Annotated in this window: 14 protein-coding genes and 2 tRNA genes; 11 read left to right on the forward strand and 5 right to left on the reverse strand. The window is 70.3% G+C overall.

Annotation, left to right across the window (positions count from 1 at the left end; translation table 11 throughout):
- Positions 1 to 85 precede the first annotated feature (85 nt).
- Positions 86 to 3,544 carry a PAS domain-containing protein gene (locus tag AB0H78_RS03685; protein ID WP_363232571.1) on the reverse strand — a complete coding sequence of 1,153 codons (3,459 nt, stop codon included), beginning with the start codon at positions 3,542 to 3,544 and terminating at the stop codon, positions 86 to 88.
- Between the two features lie 143 nt (positions 3,545 to 3,687).
- Complete coding sequence (locus tag AB0H78_RS03690; RefSeq protein WP_363232572.1) at positions 3,688 to 4,110, reverse strand: SSI family serine proteinase inhibitor; 423 nt, start codon at positions 4,108 to 4,110, stop codon at positions 3,688 to 3,690.
- Between the two features lie 194 nt (positions 4,111 to 4,304).
- Between AB0H78_RS03690 and AB0H78_RS03695 the strand changes: the two genes are divergently transcribed.
- Positions 4,305 to 4,395, forward strand: a tRNA-Ser gene (locus tag AB0H78_RS03695).
- 152 nt (positions 4,396 to 4,547) lie between these two features.
- A tRNA-Arg gene (locus AB0H78_RS03700) sits at positions 4,548 to 4,620 on the forward strand.
- Positions 4,621 to 4,757: 137 nt separating this feature from the next.
- Here the strand turns inward: AB0H78_RS03700 and AB0H78_RS03705 are convergent.
- Both AB0H78_RS03705 and AB0H78_RS03710 read right to left on the reverse strand, forming a co-directional pair.
- Positions 4,758 to 5,696: a VCBS repeat-containing protein gene (locus AB0H78_RS03705; RefSeq protein ID WP_363232573.1), complete on the reverse strand. Its 939-nt coding sequence runs from the start codon at positions 5,694 to 5,696 to the stop codon at positions 4,758 to 4,760.
- Between the two features lie 122 nt (positions 5,697 to 5,818).
- Positions 5,819 to 6,370: a putative glycolipid-binding domain-containing protein gene (locus tag AB0H78_RS03710; protein ID WP_363232574.1), complete on the reverse strand. Its 552-nt coding sequence runs from the start codon at positions 6,368 to 6,370 to the stop codon at positions 5,819 to 5,821.
- A gap of 40 nt (positions 6,371 to 6,410) precedes the next feature.
- On the opposite strand from AB0H78_RS03710, the gene AB0H78_RS03715 reads away from it, so the two are divergent.
- The 9 genes from AB0H78_RS03715 (at position 6,411) to AB0H78_RS03755 (ending at position 18,179) form a co-directional block, all read left to right on the forward strand.
- Complete coding sequence (locus AB0H78_RS03715; RefSeq protein ID WP_363232575.1) at positions 6,411 to 7,268, forward strand: DUF2797 domain-containing protein; 858 nt, start codon at positions 6,411 to 6,413, stop codon at positions 7,266 to 7,268.
- An 80-nt stretch (positions 7,269 to 7,348) separates the two neighbouring features.
- Positions 7,349 to 7,693: an antibiotic biosynthesis monooxygenase gene (locus tag AB0H78_RS03720; protein ID WP_363232576.1), complete on the forward strand. Its 345-nt coding sequence runs from the start codon at positions 7,349 to 7,351 to the stop codon at positions 7,691 to 7,693.
- Positions 7,694 to 7,806: 113 nt separating this feature from the next.
- Entirely contained in the window at positions 7,807 to 8,739 is a 933-nt protein-coding gene (locus AB0H78_RS03725; RefSeq protein WP_363232577.1) for a Bro-N domain-containing protein, read from the forward strand.
- Between the two features lie 180 nt (positions 8,740 to 8,919).
- Positions 8,920 to 9,657 (forward strand): response regulator transcription factor, encoded by a 738-nt coding sequence (locus AB0H78_RS03730; protein WP_363232578.1) that lies wholly within the window; start codon positions 8,920 to 8,922, stop codon positions 9,655 to 9,657.
- A gap of 18 nt (positions 9,658 to 9,675) precedes the next feature.
- Positions 9,676 to 11,235 carry a HAMP domain-containing sensor histidine kinase gene (locus AB0H78_RS03735; RefSeq protein WP_363232579.1) on the forward strand — a complete coding sequence of 520 codons (1,560 nt, stop codon included), beginning with the start codon at positions 9,676 to 9,678 and terminating at the stop codon, positions 11,233 to 11,235.
- Positions 11,236 to 11,261: 26 nt separating this feature from the next.
- The gene (locus tag AB0H78_RS03740) at positions 11,262 to 12,548 is read left to right on the forward strand and encodes a bifunctional glycosyltransferase family 2/GtrA family protein (RefSeq protein WP_363232580.1); all 1,287 of its coding nucleotides are present in this window, start codon (positions 11,262 to 11,264) and stop codon (positions 12,546 to 12,548) included.
- Entirely contained in the window at positions 12,545 to 14,689 is a 2,145-nt protein-coding gene (locus AB0H78_RS03745) for a glycosyltransferase family 39 protein (protein ID WP_363232581.1), read from the forward strand. The genes AB0H78_RS03740 and AB0H78_RS03745 overlap by 4 nt, the downstream gene beginning before the upstream one ends.
- Positions 14,690 to 15,839: 1,150 nt before the next feature.
- Positions 15,840 to 17,372: an MFS transporter gene (locus AB0H78_RS03750; protein WP_363232582.1), complete on the forward strand. Its 1,533-nt coding sequence runs from the start codon at positions 15,840 to 15,842 to the stop codon at positions 17,370 to 17,372.
- A 48-nt stretch (positions 17,373 to 17,420) separates the two neighbouring features.
- On the forward strand, positions 17,421 to 18,179 hold the full coding sequence (locus AB0H78_RS03755) for a TetR/AcrR family transcriptional regulator (protein WP_363232583.1): 759 nt from the start codon (positions 17,421 to 17,423) through the stop codon (positions 18,177 to 18,179).
- Here AB0H78_RS03755 and AB0H78_RS03760 read toward each other — a convergent pair.
- Positions 18,166 to 18,513: an STAS domain-containing protein gene (locus AB0H78_RS03760; protein ID WP_363232584.1), complete on the reverse strand. Its 348-nt coding sequence runs from the start codon at positions 18,511 to 18,513 to the stop codon at positions 18,166 to 18,168. The genes AB0H78_RS03755 and AB0H78_RS03760 overlap by 14 nt on opposite strands.
- Between the last annotated feature and the right edge of the window lie 6 nt (positions 18,514 to 18,519).

Below are 18,519 nucleotides of genomic sequence, written 5' to 3' on the forward strand. Positions count from 1 at the left end.
AGTTGGCGAACTCACCGGCGAAGGCCGTGAGTTCGCCAACTGTGTTCCGTGCGAAGGGAATTGGTGAACCCCCTTACGGGGTCCGCTAGTTGGTGCCGATCTTCGCCAGCAGGTCCACGATCCGGCCCTGCACCTCGCTGCTGGTCGACCGCTCCGCGAGGAACAGCACCGTCTCGCCCGACGTGAGCTTCGGCAGCTCCGCCTGGTTGAGACCGGCCGAGGTGTAGACGACCAGCGGCGTGCGGTTCAACTGCCCGTTCGCGCGCAGCCAGTCGACGATTCCGGCCCGCCGCCTGCGCACCTGCATCAGATCCATGACCACCAGGTTCGGCCGCATCTGCGCGGCCAGCGTCACGGCCTCCGCATCCGTGCCCGCCCGCGCCACCTGCATCCCGCGCCGCTCGAGCGTCGCGGTCAGCGCCAGCGCGATCTCCTCGTGCTCCTCGATCAGCAGCACCCGGGAAGGGTGCTGCTCGCTGTCGCGGGGCGCGAGCGCCTTCAGCAGCACGGCGGGGTCGGCGCCGTACGCCGCCTCCCGCGTCGCCTGCCCGAGCCCGGCCGTCACCAGCACGGGCACCTCGGCCGCAACTGCCGCCTGCCGCAAGGACTGCAGCGCGGTACGCGTGATCGGCCCGGTCAGCGGATCGACGAACAGCGCCGCGGGGAAGGCCGCGATCTGCGCGTCGACCTCCTCGCGCGAATGCACGATCACCGGCCGGTAGCCGCGATCGCTCAGCGCCTGCTGCGTCGAGACGTCAGGCGCGGGCCAGACCAGCAGTCGCCGCGGATTGTCCAGCGGCTCCGGGGGCAGCTCGTCGTCACCGAACTCGTCGGGGCGCGGCTGCGGCCGGTTGGCGACCTCCACCGCACCGCCGGGACCGTCCAGCGGCTCGGGACCCTCGGCCCCCTCGTCGGGCTTCCCTATGGCGTACGAACGCCCCTCGGCCGCGGCCTGGATCCGCTGCTGCGGATGCGGCCGGGCAGCGGGCTCCGCCGGAGCGGCGGCGACAGCGGCGGCACCCGTCCGGTCGCCCTCCGGCGGCGCGTGGAGCTTGCGCCGCCGACCCGACCCGAGGCTCTGCCCCTGGCCGCCCTGACTCTGATTCTGCTGCTGGGTGAGCTGCTGCACGAAGGGCACGCCCTGCCCCAGCGTCCGTACGCTGATCGGCGCCGGAGCCTCGGCGGGCAGCGGCTGAGCGGCCGGAGCGGGCGACTCCGTCGCACCGGCCCAGCCCTCGGGCGAGGCGAAGAGCGTCCCGCCGTCCGCGGGAACACCCGCGGCCTCCGGAGCCTGCGGCGTCTCCGCCGGAGCGGGATGCTCCTGCGCCTGCTGTACGTCACCGAGGTCGCGCCCGCGGTCGGCCTCGGCCGGCGGCAGCGCGAACGGGCCGCGCGGCGCCTCCGCTTCGGCCCCGCCCGACCCCTGCGCCGGAGCCGTGGCGAGCGCCCGCCGCGCCCGCCGCCCGCCGGGCTGCCCCTGCGGAGCGGCCGACTCGGCGTCCGGCGCCGCGACGGCAGCCGGCGTAGGCGTCGGCGCCCCGGAAGGCCGACCGTTCTCGATCTCCAGCACCCCTTCGGGCCGCCGCGCCCTGCGCCCGACCGGAGCGCCCCCGCCGTCGGCGGGCACCCCCTGCGGCGGCACGGTCTCGCCCCGCGGCGCACGCCCGCCACCGGCCTGACCCGCGGCGCCCTCGGAGGAGGTCACCACAGAACCCTCGGCCGGCTCGGCGGCCTGCGCCGGAATGTCCACCGCGACGGCAGCGGCACCGGCAGCGGCACCGGCGGCCGGATTGGCCCGCCGCCGCCCCGTCGGCTCCTTCGCGGCCGCGCCCGCAGCACCTGAGGCTTCGGCCGGACTGTCCAGGAACGCGTCCGTGGAAGCCCGCCGGGCCCGCCGCCGCCCGCCGCCCTGCTGCCCGGGAACGGCAGCAGCCGCCGGCTCCTCCGGAGGCGCGACGGTCCCCGCCCCGTCCCCCAGCGGCACTTCGAGCACATACGCGCTGCCGGTCATCCCCGGCACCTCATGCGTCTGCAGCACCCCGCCGTGCGCCCGCACGATCCCCCGCACGATCGGCTCGTGCACCGGGTCTCCCCCGCTGTACGGGCCGCGCACCTCGATCCGTACGGTCTCACCGCGCTGCGCGACGGCCACCACGATCGTCGAGTCGACGTACGCCCCACCAGGAGCGACCCGCGTCTTCCCGGTCGCATCCACGCCCGCCACATCGGCGACGAGATGTGCCAGCGCGGCCGCCAGCCGCTCCCCGTCCACCTCGGCCTCTATGGGCGGCGCGTGCACGGCGAACTGGGCCCTACCGGGCCCGATCAGCTCCACTGCCCCCTCAACGCCCGCTGCCACCACGGCATCGAGCATCACCTTGCTCTTCTTCAGCTCGTCGACGCCCTCGTCGAGCCGCTGGAACGCCAGCACGCCATCGACGAGCGTGGTCATCCGCGCGTACCCGGCGGCCAGATGGTGAAGGATCTGGTTCGCCTCGGGCCACAGCTGCCCGGCCGGATCGGCGGCGAGCGCCCCCAGCTCCCCGCGCAGCACATCGAGCGGCCCGCGCAGCGAGTCGCCCAGCACGGCGGTCAGCTGCCGGTGGCGTCCTTCCAGCGCGGCGATCCGCGCGTCACGCTCCTCGACGGCGGCCTGGTAACGCGCGTCACGCTCCCCGACATCGGCCTTGTGGCGCGCGTCGCGCTCCTTCAGCTCGGCCGCGTGCAGCTTCACCTGGGCCTCGTACGGCCGCCGGTCGGCGAAGGTCAGCACGGCCCCCACCAGCTGGTCCCCGTCGCGTACCGGAGCGGTGGTCATGTCGACCGGCACCACGCTGCCGTCCTTGTGCCACAGCACCTGCCCGCGCACCCGGTGCTTGCGCCCGGACTTCAAGGTGTCGGCGAGCGCGCTGTCCTCGTACGGAAAAGGCTCCCCGTCGGCGCGCGAGTGCTGCACCAGCGGATGCAGCTCCTTGCCGCCGAGCTCACTGGCCCGGAAGCCGAGGATCTGCGCGACGGACGGATTGACGAGAACGACCCGCCCCTCGGTGTCGGTCCCGACCACACCCTCCGAGGCGGCGCGCAGGATCATCTCGGTCTGCCGCTGCGACCGGGCCAGCTCGGCCTCGGTGTCCACGGTCCCCGAAAGATCGCGCACGACGAGCATCAGCAGCTCATCACCGCTGTACCCGCTGTACGAGGCATAGGCCTCGCGCCCGTCCTCCAGATTCGCGCTCGTCACCTCGGCAGGGAACTCACTGCCGTCGGTACGCCGCGCATGCATCCGCGTCGGCTTGGTCCTGCCCTGCTCGTCCGCGCTCTCCGGCCGTCGCATCGAGCCCGGGATCAGCCGGGAGTCGAACTCCGGCAGAAGATCGAGCAACCCCCGGCCGACGAGCGCCGTGCCCGGCGCTTCGAAGGCTTCGAGGGCGATGGTGTTGGCGTTGACGACCGTGCCGTTCGCATTGACGAGCAAAAGCCCGTCCGGAAGGGCGTCAAGTATGGCTGCGAGGCGAGCAGCGCCTCGGGATGGCCTGCTGCTCACAACGACGCTTCCTCCCAGAACTACTGCACCTTGCGGCCTGCCACTGCACTGTGGAGTGAGTCTAAAGGCAGTGGCAATCCGCGCGACGGCGGATGAGGGGGAGCTCTCACCAAGGATTTGTGTACGGGCGCACGCGCCGGAGCTCAGGCCCGCGCAGCGGGCAGCACCGGCTCCATGGCATTCCACCGCGCGATCTCGCACCCATTGCCCCGGTTGAAGGCGGCATCGACGCTCCGCCCCTGCCAGACACCGGTGACGTGCGCGGCGCCCGGGCCCCCGTACTGCATGGTGCAGAGGGCATCGCGAGGCACCGGCGCGAAGGGGTCGCCCCCGCTCAGCGCCAGCTCGTCCAGCCGCTCGCAGGCCTGCCGCGCCTGCGGGTGATCGCCCCCGGTGGGCCCGCAGAAGAGCTGGAAGGTCCCGTCCCCGCCGCCCGAATCCGAGACGGTGACGGTGAGCCGGTCACCGGGAGCGACCGGCCCCGGAGCGGCGAAGGCGACGGCAGGCACGAGGGCGGCGTACGCACCGCCGGCGACGGCGAGCCCTGCCAGGAGGCGGCGCATCATGACGTACTCCTCAGGAACGGGACCTTCACGGAAAACTTCCGTCACCTCTAACGCTCCACCGCGCCCGGCGTTGCGCAACACGAACGCCTTTGCCCTGCCGCCCATCCGCCTTGTACCGTGGGGGCGGATTGGTGACACCCCGCAAGGCTGTGTCATCATCTGCACGCACCACATCGCGTTCGCGCGGGTGCGCTGGAGGCGTCGCCTAGTCCGGTCTATGGCGCCGCACTGCTAATGCGGTTTGGGTCTTAAAGCCCATCGGGGGTTCAAATCCCCCCGCCTCCGCAGAAGGATCACCGAAGCCCCGTCCGCAAGGACGGGGCTTCGGTCGTTTTCCCAGCTCAGCACGGGTGCGGGCAATCGATTTCACCTGAGGCCGCAGGTCATGTAATGTTCTTCTTGCAACGCCGACGGGGCAGAAACGCCCGGAACGCCAAGCACTCGTAGCTTAACGGATAGAGCATCTGACTACGGATCAGAAGGTTGCAGGTTCGAATCCTGCCGAGTGCACAGCAGGTCGAAGCCCCCGCCAGGGAAACCGGGCGGGGGCTTCGTCGTATGTGCAAGCAGCGCAGTACAGCCGCCGGATCGGCGAGAGGCCCCCGGGATTTCTCCCGGGGGCCTCTCCTTCTGTGCGGGGGTGCTGCTTACAGGAGGTTGTAGATGTTGTAGCCCCAGCCGATCTTCACCGGCTTGGCGAACGGGGCGGCCGCGTCGCCGGTGCCCGAGTAGCGGAAGAGGTCGCCGGTGGTCGAGCGGGCGACGAGGTCGGTCCTGCCGTCGGCGTCGAGGTCGCCCACCGAGAGCAGGCGGTTGTACGCGTTCCAGCCGGTGCCGACCTTCGTGCGGGGCTCGAAGGGCGCCTTGATGTCGCCGGTGCCCTTGTAGAGCCACAGGGCTCCGGCCTTGTCGCGGGCGACGATGTCGGCCTTGCCGTCGCCGCTCAGGTCGCTCTGGCCGGCGATCTCGGTGTACGCGTCCCAGCCGCTGCCGATGCGTACGCGCGCGTCGACCAGGCCGGTCGAGTGGCCGACGTACGTCCACAGGACGCCGGTCTTGTCCACGCCCATGAGGTCGGCTTCGGTGGTGCCACCGAGATCTCCGGGGGACAGGACCTTGGTGTAGGTCGTCCAGCCCGTGCCGATGTCCCTGGTCGCCGGGTCCATGTGGACGTTCGTGTAGGTCAGCAGACCGCTCTTGTCGATGGTCCAGCTGCCGTCGGAGTATCCGTCTTTGTCGTTGTCGATGGAGATGGACGCGGTGGCGAACTCGTAGGTGACGCCGACGTCGTAGCGGGCGTCGAAGCCGCCCGCGCGGTCGGGGAAGTACAGGTAGAGCTCTTGGGTCGTCTTCTCCACGGCGTCCATGGAGAAGGTCGGCGTCTGCACCTGGCCCGCGGCGGCGGAGCGCGGGGCGGCGAGCGGAGACGTGGCGCGGAGCTTGGCGACCGCCTCGGCGCGGGCCTTCTCGGCGCCGGTGGGGTGGTCGGCGGCCGTTGCGGTGCCGGCCGTTGCGGCCAGCGTCGCGGCTATCGCGGTGGTGGTGAGCGCGCGCTTCAGAGCGCGTCTGCGATGGGCGAAGATCATGTGAAGCCCCCCTGGTGGCTTGCTGGTTGGCACGTCAGTACCTGGCCGTGCCACAGATCTCCCGCACTCTCTCACATGCGCCCCACACGTCACATGCGCACCCCACGTATCTTGACGCGCCCCTATGCGGGGCGCAGGCGGTGGGCCATCCCGGGGTAGGCGACGATCAGGCCGGCCTCGTCGTAGGTGAGGTCGCTGCGGAAGGTGCTGGAGGTGTAGCGGACCTGGCGCGCGGCCAGGTGGGTGTAGGTCTGGCGGGAGGGGTGGACCGTCAGGTCGGGGACCCGGATCCAGGCCATCAGGAAGTCGTGGGTGCCCGGGGTGCGGTGCAGGTCGTGGCGGAGTACCGGCATCGTGTTGGTGAGGGGCGAGAGACCCAGGTCGCAGTCGAGGGCCTCGGACGCCCAGGGGAGCGGGGTCCCGTTCGCCGTCCAGGTGCGCGTGCGGGCGTCTCGGCGCAGGTCCAGGTGGTGTGTGGACGACTCGGTGTCAGTGGTGGCTGTCATTCTGCGAGTGGTCCAGTTCTCGTCGGTCTCCAGCTCGTACGAGATCCAGTACGGGTGCGGGAGCGCGCCGAAGATCCGGCCCCGGGCGGTGAGGGTGGTGGAGGCGAGGGTGATCCAGGACGTCTCGTAGCCACCGCTCTCGGTGACCTGCCAGGTGAGGGTGTGCATGAGAGCCAGTGTGGTCCTGAGGAGAGAGGAGTGGGGTGGGATGTGGCGATATGGCGGGCTGAGGTGGGGAGTCGGGGGGCCCGCGCTGGTGTGGGAGGGGCGGGAGAGGGTGGTGCGTCCGCTGGAGTACGGGGGCGGGGTGGGGTTCCGGGTGGTGGGGGAACGCGGCTGCGTGGGGGCGCGGGGGAATCCGTGTCCGGTGGGGGCGGTGGTGCCGGGGAGGCGTACGCAGGCGCGGTGCGGGGAGTGTGCGCGGCTGGACCGGCTGCACTCCGTCGCCGCGGACGGGATGGCTGACGACCCGCGGACGTACCGGGTGTATCTGGCCTGGTTCGGGAGCGGGTTGGTGAAGGTGGGGATCACCGGGGAAGCGCGAGGCGCCGACCGGCTGCTGGAGCAGGGGGCTGTCGCCTTCAGCTGGGTGGGGCGGGGGCCGCTGATGGCCGCGCGGCGCAGCGAGGAGGTGCTGCGGGCCGCGCTGGGGGTGCCCGACCGGGTTCCGTACGCGGAGAAGCGGGCCGTGCGGGCGCGGCTGCCGGGGGTCGAGGAGCGGGCCGGCGAAGTGGCCGCGCTGCATGCGCGGGCCGTGGGGGTGGCGGGGTGGCCCGAGTCCCTGGAGCGGGTGGAGTGCGAAGTCGTCGACCACGCGGGGGTGTTCGGGCTTGCGGGGCTTGCGGAAGCGCGGGGGGTGGTGAGCGAGCTCGTTGCGGGCGGGGTGGTCGCGGGGACGCTGGTCGCCGCTGCCGGGCCCGATCTGCATGTGGATGCGGGGAGTGCGGGCGTTGTCGTACTCGATACGCGGCTGATGTGGGGGTGGGCGGTGGAGCGGGGGGAGGGTGAAGTGACCGTTCCCGTGCGGGGTGTTGTGGTGCCTGACGTACAGGATGGGTTGTTTTGAGCTGACCGAATGGTCAAGACATGGATCCCGTTCGGCAAGTCCGTGGACGGGGGGCGGGGCGGGTGGCGAAGGTTGGTGTCATGACCAACACGCCTGTGGCGGCTTACGAGCCGCCTTATTACGCTGCGATTTTCACGTCCGTACGGACCGAGCAGGACAGCGGATACGCCGAGACCGGCGAGCGGATGCAGGAGCTCGTGCAGGACATGCCGGGGTTTCTGGGGTACGAGTCGGCCCGGGTGCCCGGCGGGATCGGGATCACCGTCGCGTACTTCAGGGACGAGGCATCGATACGGGGGTGGCGGCTGCATGCGGAACATGCGGCGGCCAAGGAGCGGGGGCGAGCCGAGTGGTACGAGCGCTACACGCTGCACATCGCGAAGGTGGAGCACAGCCATGAGTGGGTGGCGGGTGGCGGGCGGTGATGGCTGAGGCCTGCGGAACCTTTGGTTCCTGTCGCCTAATGAGTGAACATCATTAAATATCGGGCGAGTTGACCATATCTCTGGCATAGCTTCCGTGCTGGAGGTGATGCTCGATGTACGAGCAGGAACGGAACACGCAGGACGACGCGATAGAGATCGGCGACTTCGTGTACGCGGCGACGGGGGCACGCGTGCGGCGGCTGACGATGCCGGACGGGACGCACTGGTTTCCCATGGTGGATGTCTGCAAGCAACTGGGGTACACCACGCCCCGGAAGGCGCTCACCGATCATGTGTCAGAGAGGCACCGAGACAGTCTTGAGACAGTGACTGGAGGTCACTGTCTCAGTATTCCCGCAGGTCGGGAGTGGCGTCGAGACATGCAGATGATCAACCTTCAAGGGCTGATCATGCTGGTCAACGCCTGCACCAAACCGGAGTGCGCACCCTTCAAGCTTTGGGTGGCCGAAGTCATCGAGATCATTCAGCGGGAGGGCTCGTACGCTCTCGACGAAGCGGCGATCCAGCCCACCGGCGCTGGGGCTGCGACGGCGTACGCCATGCCGGAGCAGGTGGTCGATGCCCTCGTGCGGCTGGAGAAGCGGAACATCGACAGCGATGAAGAGTTCGCTGCGTCGATGGCCGAAAAGAACGGGCTCCTGGCCGAGATGCTCCGGGAGTACCGAGAGGGACAGAAAGCGACGGTGCAGGCCCTGAACCGGATCGCCGATTCCATGGAGCGGCTCGGTGATCGGGTGGCGGGCGCGCCCGTCGCCGAGACCGTGGCGCAGATCTCTCCGCAGGAGCTGCTCGCCGGGTGGCAGGCGAGGAACCTGATCGTCACGGAGGACGTGCACTCCGTGGCCGCGTATCTGGCGCCCGCGCTGCTGCGGGGCGGGGCGCGGTATCCGCTGGAGGAGATCGCCCGGCGGACCGGGCTGACGCACGACCGGGTTCATGACTGCGTACGCATGCTGATCAAGCGTGGATGCATGCGGCAGACCGGGAACGCGGAGGGTGGGGCGCCTGTGTATGTGCTGCCGTAGGCGATAGCTCGTAGAGCCCGCGGACGCGGGACGGCCCGAAGTCGCAAATCGAAGTTGCGGCTTCGGGCCTCTGCGTACCGTAGTGCACTCCATCGCGGGATGCGGGCCCGCGTTCGTTTCTCAGGAATTTCACAGGTTCGCGAAAGGGTGCTCTCAGCGCCGCCTCACATGGTGAGGAGCATGACCGCGACCTCGCCCCAGGGGCGTACCGAAATGCTCAGGCCCGACGGCAGCCCCGTCCGGGTGCTCGTCGTCGACGACGAGGCCTCGCTTGCCGAGCTGCTGTCCATGGCCCTGCGGTACGAAGGGTGGGAGGTACGCAGCGCCGGTGACGGAGCCGGTGCCGTGCGGACCGCGCGCGACTTCAGGCCGGACGCCGTCGTGCTCGATGTGATGCTGCCCGACATGGACGGGCTGCAGGTGCTCGGCCGGCTGCGGCGTGAACTGCCCGAGGTGCCGGTGCTCTTTCTGACCGCCAAGGATTCGGTCGAGGACCGGATCGCCGGGCTCACCGCCGGCGGCGACGACTACGTCACCAAGCCCTTCAGCCTGGAGGAGGTCGTGGCACGGCTTCGCGGGCTGATACGCCGGTCCGGCACCGCCGCCCTGCGCAGTGAATCCCTTCTGGCCGTCGGCGACTTGACCCTCGACGAGGACAGCCATGAGGTCGAGCGGGGCGGTGCCTCCATCCATCTGACCGCCACCGAGTTCGAGCTGCTGCGCTTCCTCATGCGCAATCCGCGGCGGGTGCTGAGCAAGGCGCAGATCCTCGACCGGGTGTGGAGTTACGACTTCGGCGGTCAGGCCAATGTCGTGGAGCTCTACATCTCCTACCTGCGGCGGAAGATCGACGCAGGACGCACGCCGATGATCCACACCCGGCGCGGTGCGGGCTATCTGATCAAGCCCGGCGAATAGGCGGGCGGGCGGGTGGGCATGGGACGGGCATGGCGCCGGAGGCCCTGGACGCTGCGTACCCGGCTGGTCGTGACCGCCGTGGCACTGATCGCGGTGGTGGCCGCGGTGATCGGGACGGTCACCACGATCGCGTACAAGGACTATCTGTACGGGAAGCTGGACTCCCAGCTGAGCAGCATCGTCGACCGTTCCCGGCCCCACCAGGGACCCAACGGCAATCCGTCCGGGATGCTGCCCGGTACCGGGAACAACAGTGATCCGCTGACGTTCCTCGGCGGCCCCGGCCAGCCCTGGCAGTCCGTGGGCGCGGTGGTATCCCACGGGCAGGTCACCGAGGGGCAGGTCACCAAGGAGGACAGTTCCGCCTCGGACTCGACGAAGCGCACCGACCCGAGCGCCAACAGGGACGACCTCGACAGCGCGCAGGAACAGGCGCTGCTCACCGTTCCGCTCGACGGCAAGATCCATACCGTCAGCCTCCCCGGACTCGGCGAGTACCGCGTGCAGTCGGTCGACACCGGCAGGAGCGACGACTCCAAGATCCTGGTGGGCGTGCCCACCGAGGACGCGGCCAAGGCCATCACCACCCTGGTCCTCGTGGAGGTCAGCGTCACCGCAGCGGGTCTCGTGGCCGCCGGTATCGCCGGTACCGTCCTCGTCGGCGTAGCACTCCGCCCCCTCCGCCGCGTCGCCGCCACCGCGACCCGCGTCTCCGAAACGCCCCTGCACAGTGGCGAAGTGACGCTGTACGAGCGCGTCCCCGACGCCGAAGCCGACCCCCGCACCGAAGTCGGGCAGGTCGGGGCCGCTCTCAACAGGATGCTGGGGCACGTCGGTTCGGCGCTCGCCGTGCGGCAGGAGAGCGAGACGCGCGTACGGCAGTTCGTCGCCGACGCCAGCCATGAGCTGCGCACCCCGCTCGCCTCCATCCGCGGATACGCCGAACTCACCCGCAGGGGAAGGGAGGAGACCGGGCCCGACACCCGGCACGCGCTGGGCCGTATCGAGTCCGAGGCGTCCCGGATGACCGGGCTCGTGGAGGATCTGCTGCTGCTCGCCCGCCTCGATGCCGGACGCCCGCTCTCCTACGAGAGCACCGATCTCTCCCCCCTCGTCGTCGACGCCCTCAGCGACGCCCGCGCCGCCGGCCAGGACCACAAGTGGCGCCTCGAACTCCCCGACGACCCCGCCACCGTCCTCGCCGACGGCCCCCGCATCCACCAGGTCCTGGTGAACCTCCTCGCCAACGCCCGTACGCACACCCCGCCCGGCACCACCGTCACCGCCCGAGTCCAACGCAGCGGCCCCTGGGTCCTGTTGGAGATCCAGGACGACGGCCCCGGCATCCCCGCCGACCTCCTCCCGCACGTCTTCGAGCGCTTCGCCCGCGGCGACGCCTCCCGCTCCCGTCACGCCGGTTCCACCGGCCTCGGGCTCGCCATCGTGCAGGCCGTCGTCACCGCCCACGGCGGCGGCGTGTCCGTGGAGTCCGTACCCGGGCGCACCGTCTTCGGCGTACATCTGCCGGTGCTGACCGACGACTCACAGGCTTGGCACAGGCTGACCACACAGGGGTGACAGCGCTGGTCGGGAGTGTCGTTGTCATGCGAACCGACTCATCTTCGGTCCCCCTCCCGGCCCGGGAGCATCTCCCCGTCGGCCCCGCGGGCGCCCCCGTGCTCGACGTGGTGATCCCCGTGTACAACGAGGAGCAGGACCTCGAGCCCTGTGTGGTCAGACTCCATGACCACCTTGCGCGCACCTTCCCGTACAGCTTCCGGATCACCATCGCCGACAACGCGAGCACCGACAGCACCCCGAAGGTCTCCGCCCGCCTGGAGGAGACCCTCCCGGGCGTCAAGGCCTTCCGGCTGGAGCAGAAGGGCCGCGGCAGGGCGCTGCGCACCGTGTGGTCGGCCTCCGACGCACCCGTGCTCGCGTACATGGACGTCGACCTCTCCACCGACCTGAACGCGCTGCTGCCGCTCGTCGCCCCGCTGATCTCCGGCCACTCGGACCTGGCCATCGGATCGCGGCTGGCGCGCAGTTCGAGGGTCGTACGCGGCCACAAGCGCGAGTTCATCTCCCGTGCGTACAACCTGATCCTGCGCTCCTCGCTCTCGGCGCGCTTCAGCGACGCCCAGTGCGGATTCAAGGCGATACGGCGTGATGTCGCCCAGCGGCTGCTGCCCATGGTCGAGGACACCGGATGGTTCTTCGACACCGAGATGCTGGTGCTCGCCGAGCGCGCCGGGCTGCGCATCCACGAGGTGCCGGTCGACTGGGTCGACGACCCCGACTCGACCGTGCACATCTACCAGACCGCGGTCGACGACCTGAAGGGCGTCTGGCGCGTGGGACGTGCGCTGGGCGGCGGCGCGCTCCCCCTGGACCGGCTCTCGCGGCCCTTCGGGGACGACCCGCGCGACCGTGAACTGGCGGGTGTACCAGGTGGACTTGCCCGCCAGCTCGTCGGATTCTGCGTCGTCGGCGCCTTCTCGACGCTCTTCTATCTGCTGCTCTACTCGCTGTCCCGGCAGGTGACCGGGCCTCAAGTCGCCAATGCTGTCGCCCTGTTGATCGCCGCGGTCGCCAACACCTCCTTCAACAGGAGACTGACCTTCGGTGTACGTGGCCAGGCCGGCGCCGTCCGCCACCAGGCCCAGGGCCTGGTGGTCTTCGCCATCGGCCTGGCCCTCACCAGCGGTTCGCTCGCCGCGCTCGACGCAGCGTCGCAGAACCCGCGGCACGCTACCGAGCTGACCGTACTGATCACCGCCAACCTCGCCGCAACGGTGCTGCGATTCCTGCTCTTCCGCATCTGGGTCTTCCCGGAGCGGCGTACCGAACCGGACCGTGAGCCCGAACCGACCCCGAGGAACGCACGATGACCACGATCGAGCACGAACAGCTCCCGGCCGCCCCGGCCGAGGCCCCGCCCTCACCGCCGCGCGGATCCCGCGCCCAGCGGCTGTGGCGCGGCCGCCCCGAGGACGCCCGCTGGGTACGCCCGGCCTTCCTCGGCCTCCTCCTGGCCACCGCGCTGCTCTACCTCTTCAACCTCAGCTCGTCGGGCTACGCCAACTCCTTCTACTCCGCCGCCGTTCAGGCCGGCAGCCAGAGCTGGAAGGCCTTCTTCTTCGGCTCCCTCGACTCGGCCAACGCCATCACCGTCGACAAGCCCCCGGCCGCGCTGTGGCCGATGGCTCTGTCCGTACGCATCTTCGGCCTCAACTCCTGGGCGATCCTGGTCCCCGAGGTCCTGATGGGCGTCGCCACGGTCGGTGTCCTGTACGCCGCGGTGCGCCGCCGCTTCAGCGCGGCCGCCGGTCTGATCGCGGGCGCGGTGCTGGCGCTCACCCCGGTCGCGGCCCTGATGTTCCGCTTCAACAACCCCGACGCGCTGCTCGCGCTGCTGATGACCGTCACGGTCTACTGCGTGCTGCGCGCGCTGGAGGCCGGAAAGACGAAGTGGCTGGTGTGGGCGGGTGCCGCCGTCGGTGCGGCCTTCCTGGTCAAGACGCTGCAGGCGTTCCTGATCCTGCCGCCGCTCGCCCTCGTGTACGCGGTCTTCGCACCGACCCGGCTGCGCAGGCGTTTCGCCCAACTCGGGTACGCCGGACTCGCGATGGTTGTCGCGGGCGGCTGGTGGGTCGCGATCGTCGAGCTCTGGCCGGCGTCCTCGCGCCCGTACATCGGCGGCTCACAGGACAACTCCTTCCTCTCGCTCACCTTTGGTTACAACGGACTCGGCCGAATCAGCGGTGATGAGACGGGTTCGGTTGGTGGAGGCGGCGGGGGTTGGGGCGGCAGCCAGTGGGGCGAGACCGGCCTCACCCGGATGTTCAACTCCGAGATCGGCAGCCAGATTTCGTGGCTGCTGCCCGCAGCCCTGATCCTGCTGATCGCGGGCATCGTCCTCACCTGGCGCGCCAAGCGCACCGACGCCACCCGTCACGCGTTCCTGGTCTGGGGCGGCGCGCTGGTGATGACCACGGCGATCTTCAGCTTCATGGCCGGGATTTTCCACCAGTACTACACGATCGCCCTCGCCCCCTACATCGCGGCGCTCGTCGGCATGGGCGTCACGGTCCTGTGGGAGGAGCGCTCCAGGTTCGGCTGGTCCGCGGTCCTGGGCCTGACGGCCATGGTCACGGCGATCTGGTCGTACGTACTCCTCAACCGGACCCCCGACTATCTCCCCTGGCTGCGCTGGGCGGTGCTGCTGCTCGGCCTGGCTGCGGGTCTCGCGCTGATCTTCGCGGGGCGCCTCGACCGGCGTCTGGCGCTGGGTGCGGCGGGCGTGGGTCTGGCGGCTTCGCTGGCGGGCCCGTTGGCGTACACGCTCTCGACGGTGAACAGCGCGCACACCGGCTCGATCGTCACGGCCGGCCCGTCGGGCGCGAGCGCGATGGGCTTCGGCGGTGGCGGCGGCGGACGTGGCGGTGCCCCGGGCGGGCAGATGCCTGGTGGCGCGGGCGGCCAAGGCGGTCAGATGGGACAGCCTCCCACCGGCGGCGGTGGCGGCATGGGCGGAGGCGGCGGTACGCCCCCGACCGGCGGCCAGGGCCCCGGCAACCAGAACGGCACCACCGGCAACAACCAGCAGGGCGGCTTCCCCGGCGGCGGCATGGGTGGCAGCCGCGAAGGCGGCGGGGGTGGCGGCATGGGCGGTCTCCTCGACGGCGCGCAGGTCAGCTCCGCGGTGAAGGCCAAGGTCAGCGCCGACGCCGGCGACTACACGTGGATGGCCGCGGCCATCGGCTCGCAGAACGCCGCCAGCTACCAACTGGCCACCGGCAAGCCGGTGATGGCGATCGGCGGCTTCAACGGCAGCGACCCGTCCCCGACCCTCGCGCAGTTCAAGCAGTACGTGAAGGACGGCAAGATCCACTACTTCATCGGCGGCGGCGGGATGGGCGGCGGCAACAGCGGTTCCGCGTCCAAGATCACGTCGTGGGTGGAGGCCAACTACAAGAAGGTGACCGTCGGCAGCACGACGCTCTACGACCTGACCCAGGCGAAGAGCTAGGCAGACCGATCAGCGCGGCAGCGCGGGGTGCCCGGGACTTCACGGTCCCGGGCACCCTTTATGCCTTCTTGGTGGGGGGCTTCGGGCCGGATGCGCCCTGCGGGTTTCGTTTCGCGCCTTCGGCGCAAGGAGGCAGCTACGACGAACAGGTGGGGGGCGCGGGCCGGTTGGGTGCGCTGCGCGCGGTGGCGGGTTTGGTGGTTGTTGGTGTGAGTGATGTACGACGCTGCGCGTCGTAGGCCGAGCCCTTGGGGGCTCGTCCGGCTGGCTGCTGCCGCGATGGGGCGGGGGTTTCGTGGTGACCGCGCTGCTCCTGCGGACCGGATGAGCTGAAGGGTTCGGCGGCGGGGCACTTCGGCGGGGCGGTTGGCGTCACAGCATCCGAGACGGAGCTCCGCTCCCCGCGCCGGGGCGAAGGTCGCACGACTTGCATGGGGCGGTGGCTCTCGGTTTGGCGTCAAGGGGCCGTCGCTGTGCGGGACTTCATGCCCCGCTGGTCGCTGTTCGGGGTGGGTAGAATCGGTGGGAGTGCCCCTTAGATGACCCACTTGAGTCTTCAACCATCCTGTCCCCGGAGTGCAGGGCTGTGACCTGCGACGATGCCTGTGTGTCTGGTGCTCGTCGGGCGTGGGGTGGGTGTGTGTTCAGTTAGGGGCGCGGATCGCACGCTGCGAGGTCCGGTCCGCCGTCCCGCACCCGCCGGGCAGACCCGCGCCGCCCGTCCAGCGGGTGCGGTGGTTCGCCCGCCCCGGCGCGGGTGGCGGACCGGGCCGCCGGCCGTGCTCCGAATGGCCGCCGTGCCGCCCCGGGCCGAGGGGGCCCCAGGTGCCCTGCTATCTCTGCGGCCAGGACCCTCTGCCGACCGATAGCCGCCAAGTTTTTGCGGTGGAGGGGTGGTGTCAAGGGGGGAGCGCAGCGGAATCGGCGTAGCCGACGGCCGAAGGCCGCCCTTTACTCCGCCCCGGAAACGCCACACTCCAGGTATCGGTCGGCAGGGGGGCCCACCCACCCGACCCCGACAAGAAGCACCGGGTTCACGGCGCCAGCCAACCAACCTCTCGTCCTCCCCCCGGAAACCACTTGTACGCCGTATAGGGGACCGCCTATGGTGAATCCCGCCCCTCCCCCTTACAGCGTATAAGGAGTCTCCTTGACGGCCACGACCGCCGAGACCCGATCCACCTCCACGGGCCACCCCCAGCGGTGGCTGATCCTCGGTGTGATCTGTCTCGCCCAGCTCACCGTGCTGCTCGACAACACCGTCCTGAACGTCGCCATCCCCTCCCTCACCCGGGATCTCGGCGCCTCCAGCTCCGACATCCAGTGGATGATCAACGCCTACTCGCTCGTCCAGTCGGGGCTCCTGCTCACCGCGGGCAGCTCCGCCGACCGCTACGGCCGCAAGAAGATGCTCGCCGCAGGGCTCGCGCTCTTCGGGATCGGTTCGCTGGTTGCCGCGCTCGCGCAGAGCTCGGCGCAGCTGATCGCCGCCCGTGCGGGCATGGGCATCGGCGGTGCGCTCCTCATCACCACGACCCTCGCCGTCGTCGTGCAGATCTTCGACGACGCCGAGCGCGTCAAGGCGATCGGGCTCTGGGCGACCGTCAACTCCCTTGGTTTCGCGGTCGGTCCGCTCATCGGCGGCTTCATGCTCAACCACTTCTGGTGGGGTTCGATCTTCCTCATCAACATCCCGGTCGCCGTCGTCGGCCTGATCGCCGTGCTCAAGCTCGTACCCGAGTCGAAGAACCCGCAGGGCGACCGGCCCGATCTGCTCGGCGCACTGCTCTCCACCGTCGGTATGGCCTCGGTCGTGTACGCGATCATCTCCGGGCCAGCGCACGGCTGGACCTCCGCGCAGGTCGTGGTCGCGGCCGCCGTCGGCATCGTCGTGCTCGCCGCCTTCGCCTGGTGGGAGCTGCGCATCCCGTACCCGATGCTCGACATGCACTTCTTCCGCAACCAGAAGTTCATCGGGGCCGTCGCGGGCGCGATCCTGGTCGCGTTCGGGATGGGTGGCTCGCTCTTCCTGCTGACCCAGCACCTTCAATTCGTGCTCGGTTACGAGCCGTTGGAGGCGGGTCTACGGACCGCGCCGCTCGCCGTCACCGTCGTACTCCTCAATGTCCTCGGGCTCGGCGCACGCCTCCTGAAGCGCACCAGTACGCCGGTGACCATCGCCACCGGCATGACCCTGCTCTCGGGCGGGCTCGTGCTCATCGCCCTCCTCGGCGGCCATGACTACCTGGGGATGCTCGCCGGCCTCGTCGTGATGGGCGCGGGGATCGCGATCGCCATGCCCGCGATGGCCAACGCGATCATGAGCGCCATCCCGCCGGAGAAGGCGGGCGTGGGCGCGGGCGTCAACGGCACGCTCGCCGAGTTCGGCAACGGCCTCGGCGTCGCCGTTCTGGGCGCGGTCCTCAACTCCCGCTTCTTGGCACTGGTTTCCGCCTCCGCTGCCTCGCTCCCGGCGGCGCTCGCGGCGGCGAAGGGCCCCGCCGAGAAGGCCCGTATCACCGACGCTTTCGCCTCGGGCCTGGAGACGAGCCAGCTCGTGGGCGCGGCGGCGGTCCTCGCGGGGGGCATCCTGGCCGCCGTACTCCTGAAGCGGGCGGAGCGCGCGGAGGAAGCGGAGCGCACAGAGCCCGCAGAGCTCTCGGACCCCGTGAAAACCGCCTAGCATCGACATCGCATACACGGACCGAGACATTCCGGAGAAGGGCACGTCATGGCTGCTGCGGTACGTACCAGCGTCTGGCTGGACGGCAAGACGACGCGCAGCCGCAAGACCTCCCAGCCGGCCACCGGACTCGACCGGCAGAAGATCACCGAGGCGACGGTCAGGCTCCTCGACGCCGAGGGCGCGGCCAAATTCTCGATGCGGCGTCTGGCCGCCGATCTCGGCGTCACCGCGATGTCGGTCTACTGGTACGTCGACACCAAGGACGACCTCCTCGAACTCGCCCTCGACCAGGCGATGGGGGAGGTCGTCCTGCCCGACGAGAGCGTGGACGACTGGCGCACCCATGTCCGGCAACTCGCCGTCAACTACCGGAAGTTGCTGGTCACCCACCCGTGGGTGTCCCCGCTGGTCGGCGAGTTCCTGAACGTAGGACCCAATGCCCAGCTCTTCTCCACGGCGGTCATGAACGTCATGAAGGCATCAGGCCTCTCGCCGCGCCACCAGGCGGGAGGTCTCGCCGCCGTCTTCCAGTTCGTCTACGGATTCGGCACCGTCGAGGGCCACTTCCTGGACCGCTGTGCCCGGGCGGGCATGACCCAGGACGAGTACTTCGCGCGGGCCATGAGCGCCGTCTCCCTGAACCCCGGTCTCGACGCGATGATGGAGCAGTCCCGCGACCTCATGGAGGCGCGCGGTGGCGAGACGGTCGAGGAGATGCGCGACCGGGACTTCGACTTCGCCCTCGAGGTGCTGTTCGCGGGCATCGAGGCGATGGGCGGCCGCCCCGGGCCTAGCACCCCGTGAGGGCGTCCGCGAGCGTGTCGTAGACGGGCACATCCCGCCGTACCTGAGTCAGTTCGAGAACCAGCGCCACCTGCCTGGCCTCCACCGCGACCCGCGTCTCCGCGCCCGCCGCACGGGCGCACTCCTGCACGTCCAGGACCAGCGATGCCCCGCGCGAGTCGATGAACTCGGTCCGCGTCAGGTCCAGTACGAGCACACCGAGCCGCCCGGCCCGGGCCGCGACGACCCGGCCCGTCTCCGCGTACAGATACGGGATGTTGGAGATGTCGATCTCCACGGGCATGGGGACGACAGTGCAGTACGGAAGGTCGACAGGATTCAGCAGAAACGGCATGGGAAC

The organism is Streptomyces sp. NPDC050738 (genome assembly GCF_040654175.1).
In the GTDB taxonomy this organism is placed as follows: domain Bacteria; phylum Actinomycetota; class Actinomycetes; order Streptomycetales; family Streptomycetaceae; genus Streptomyces.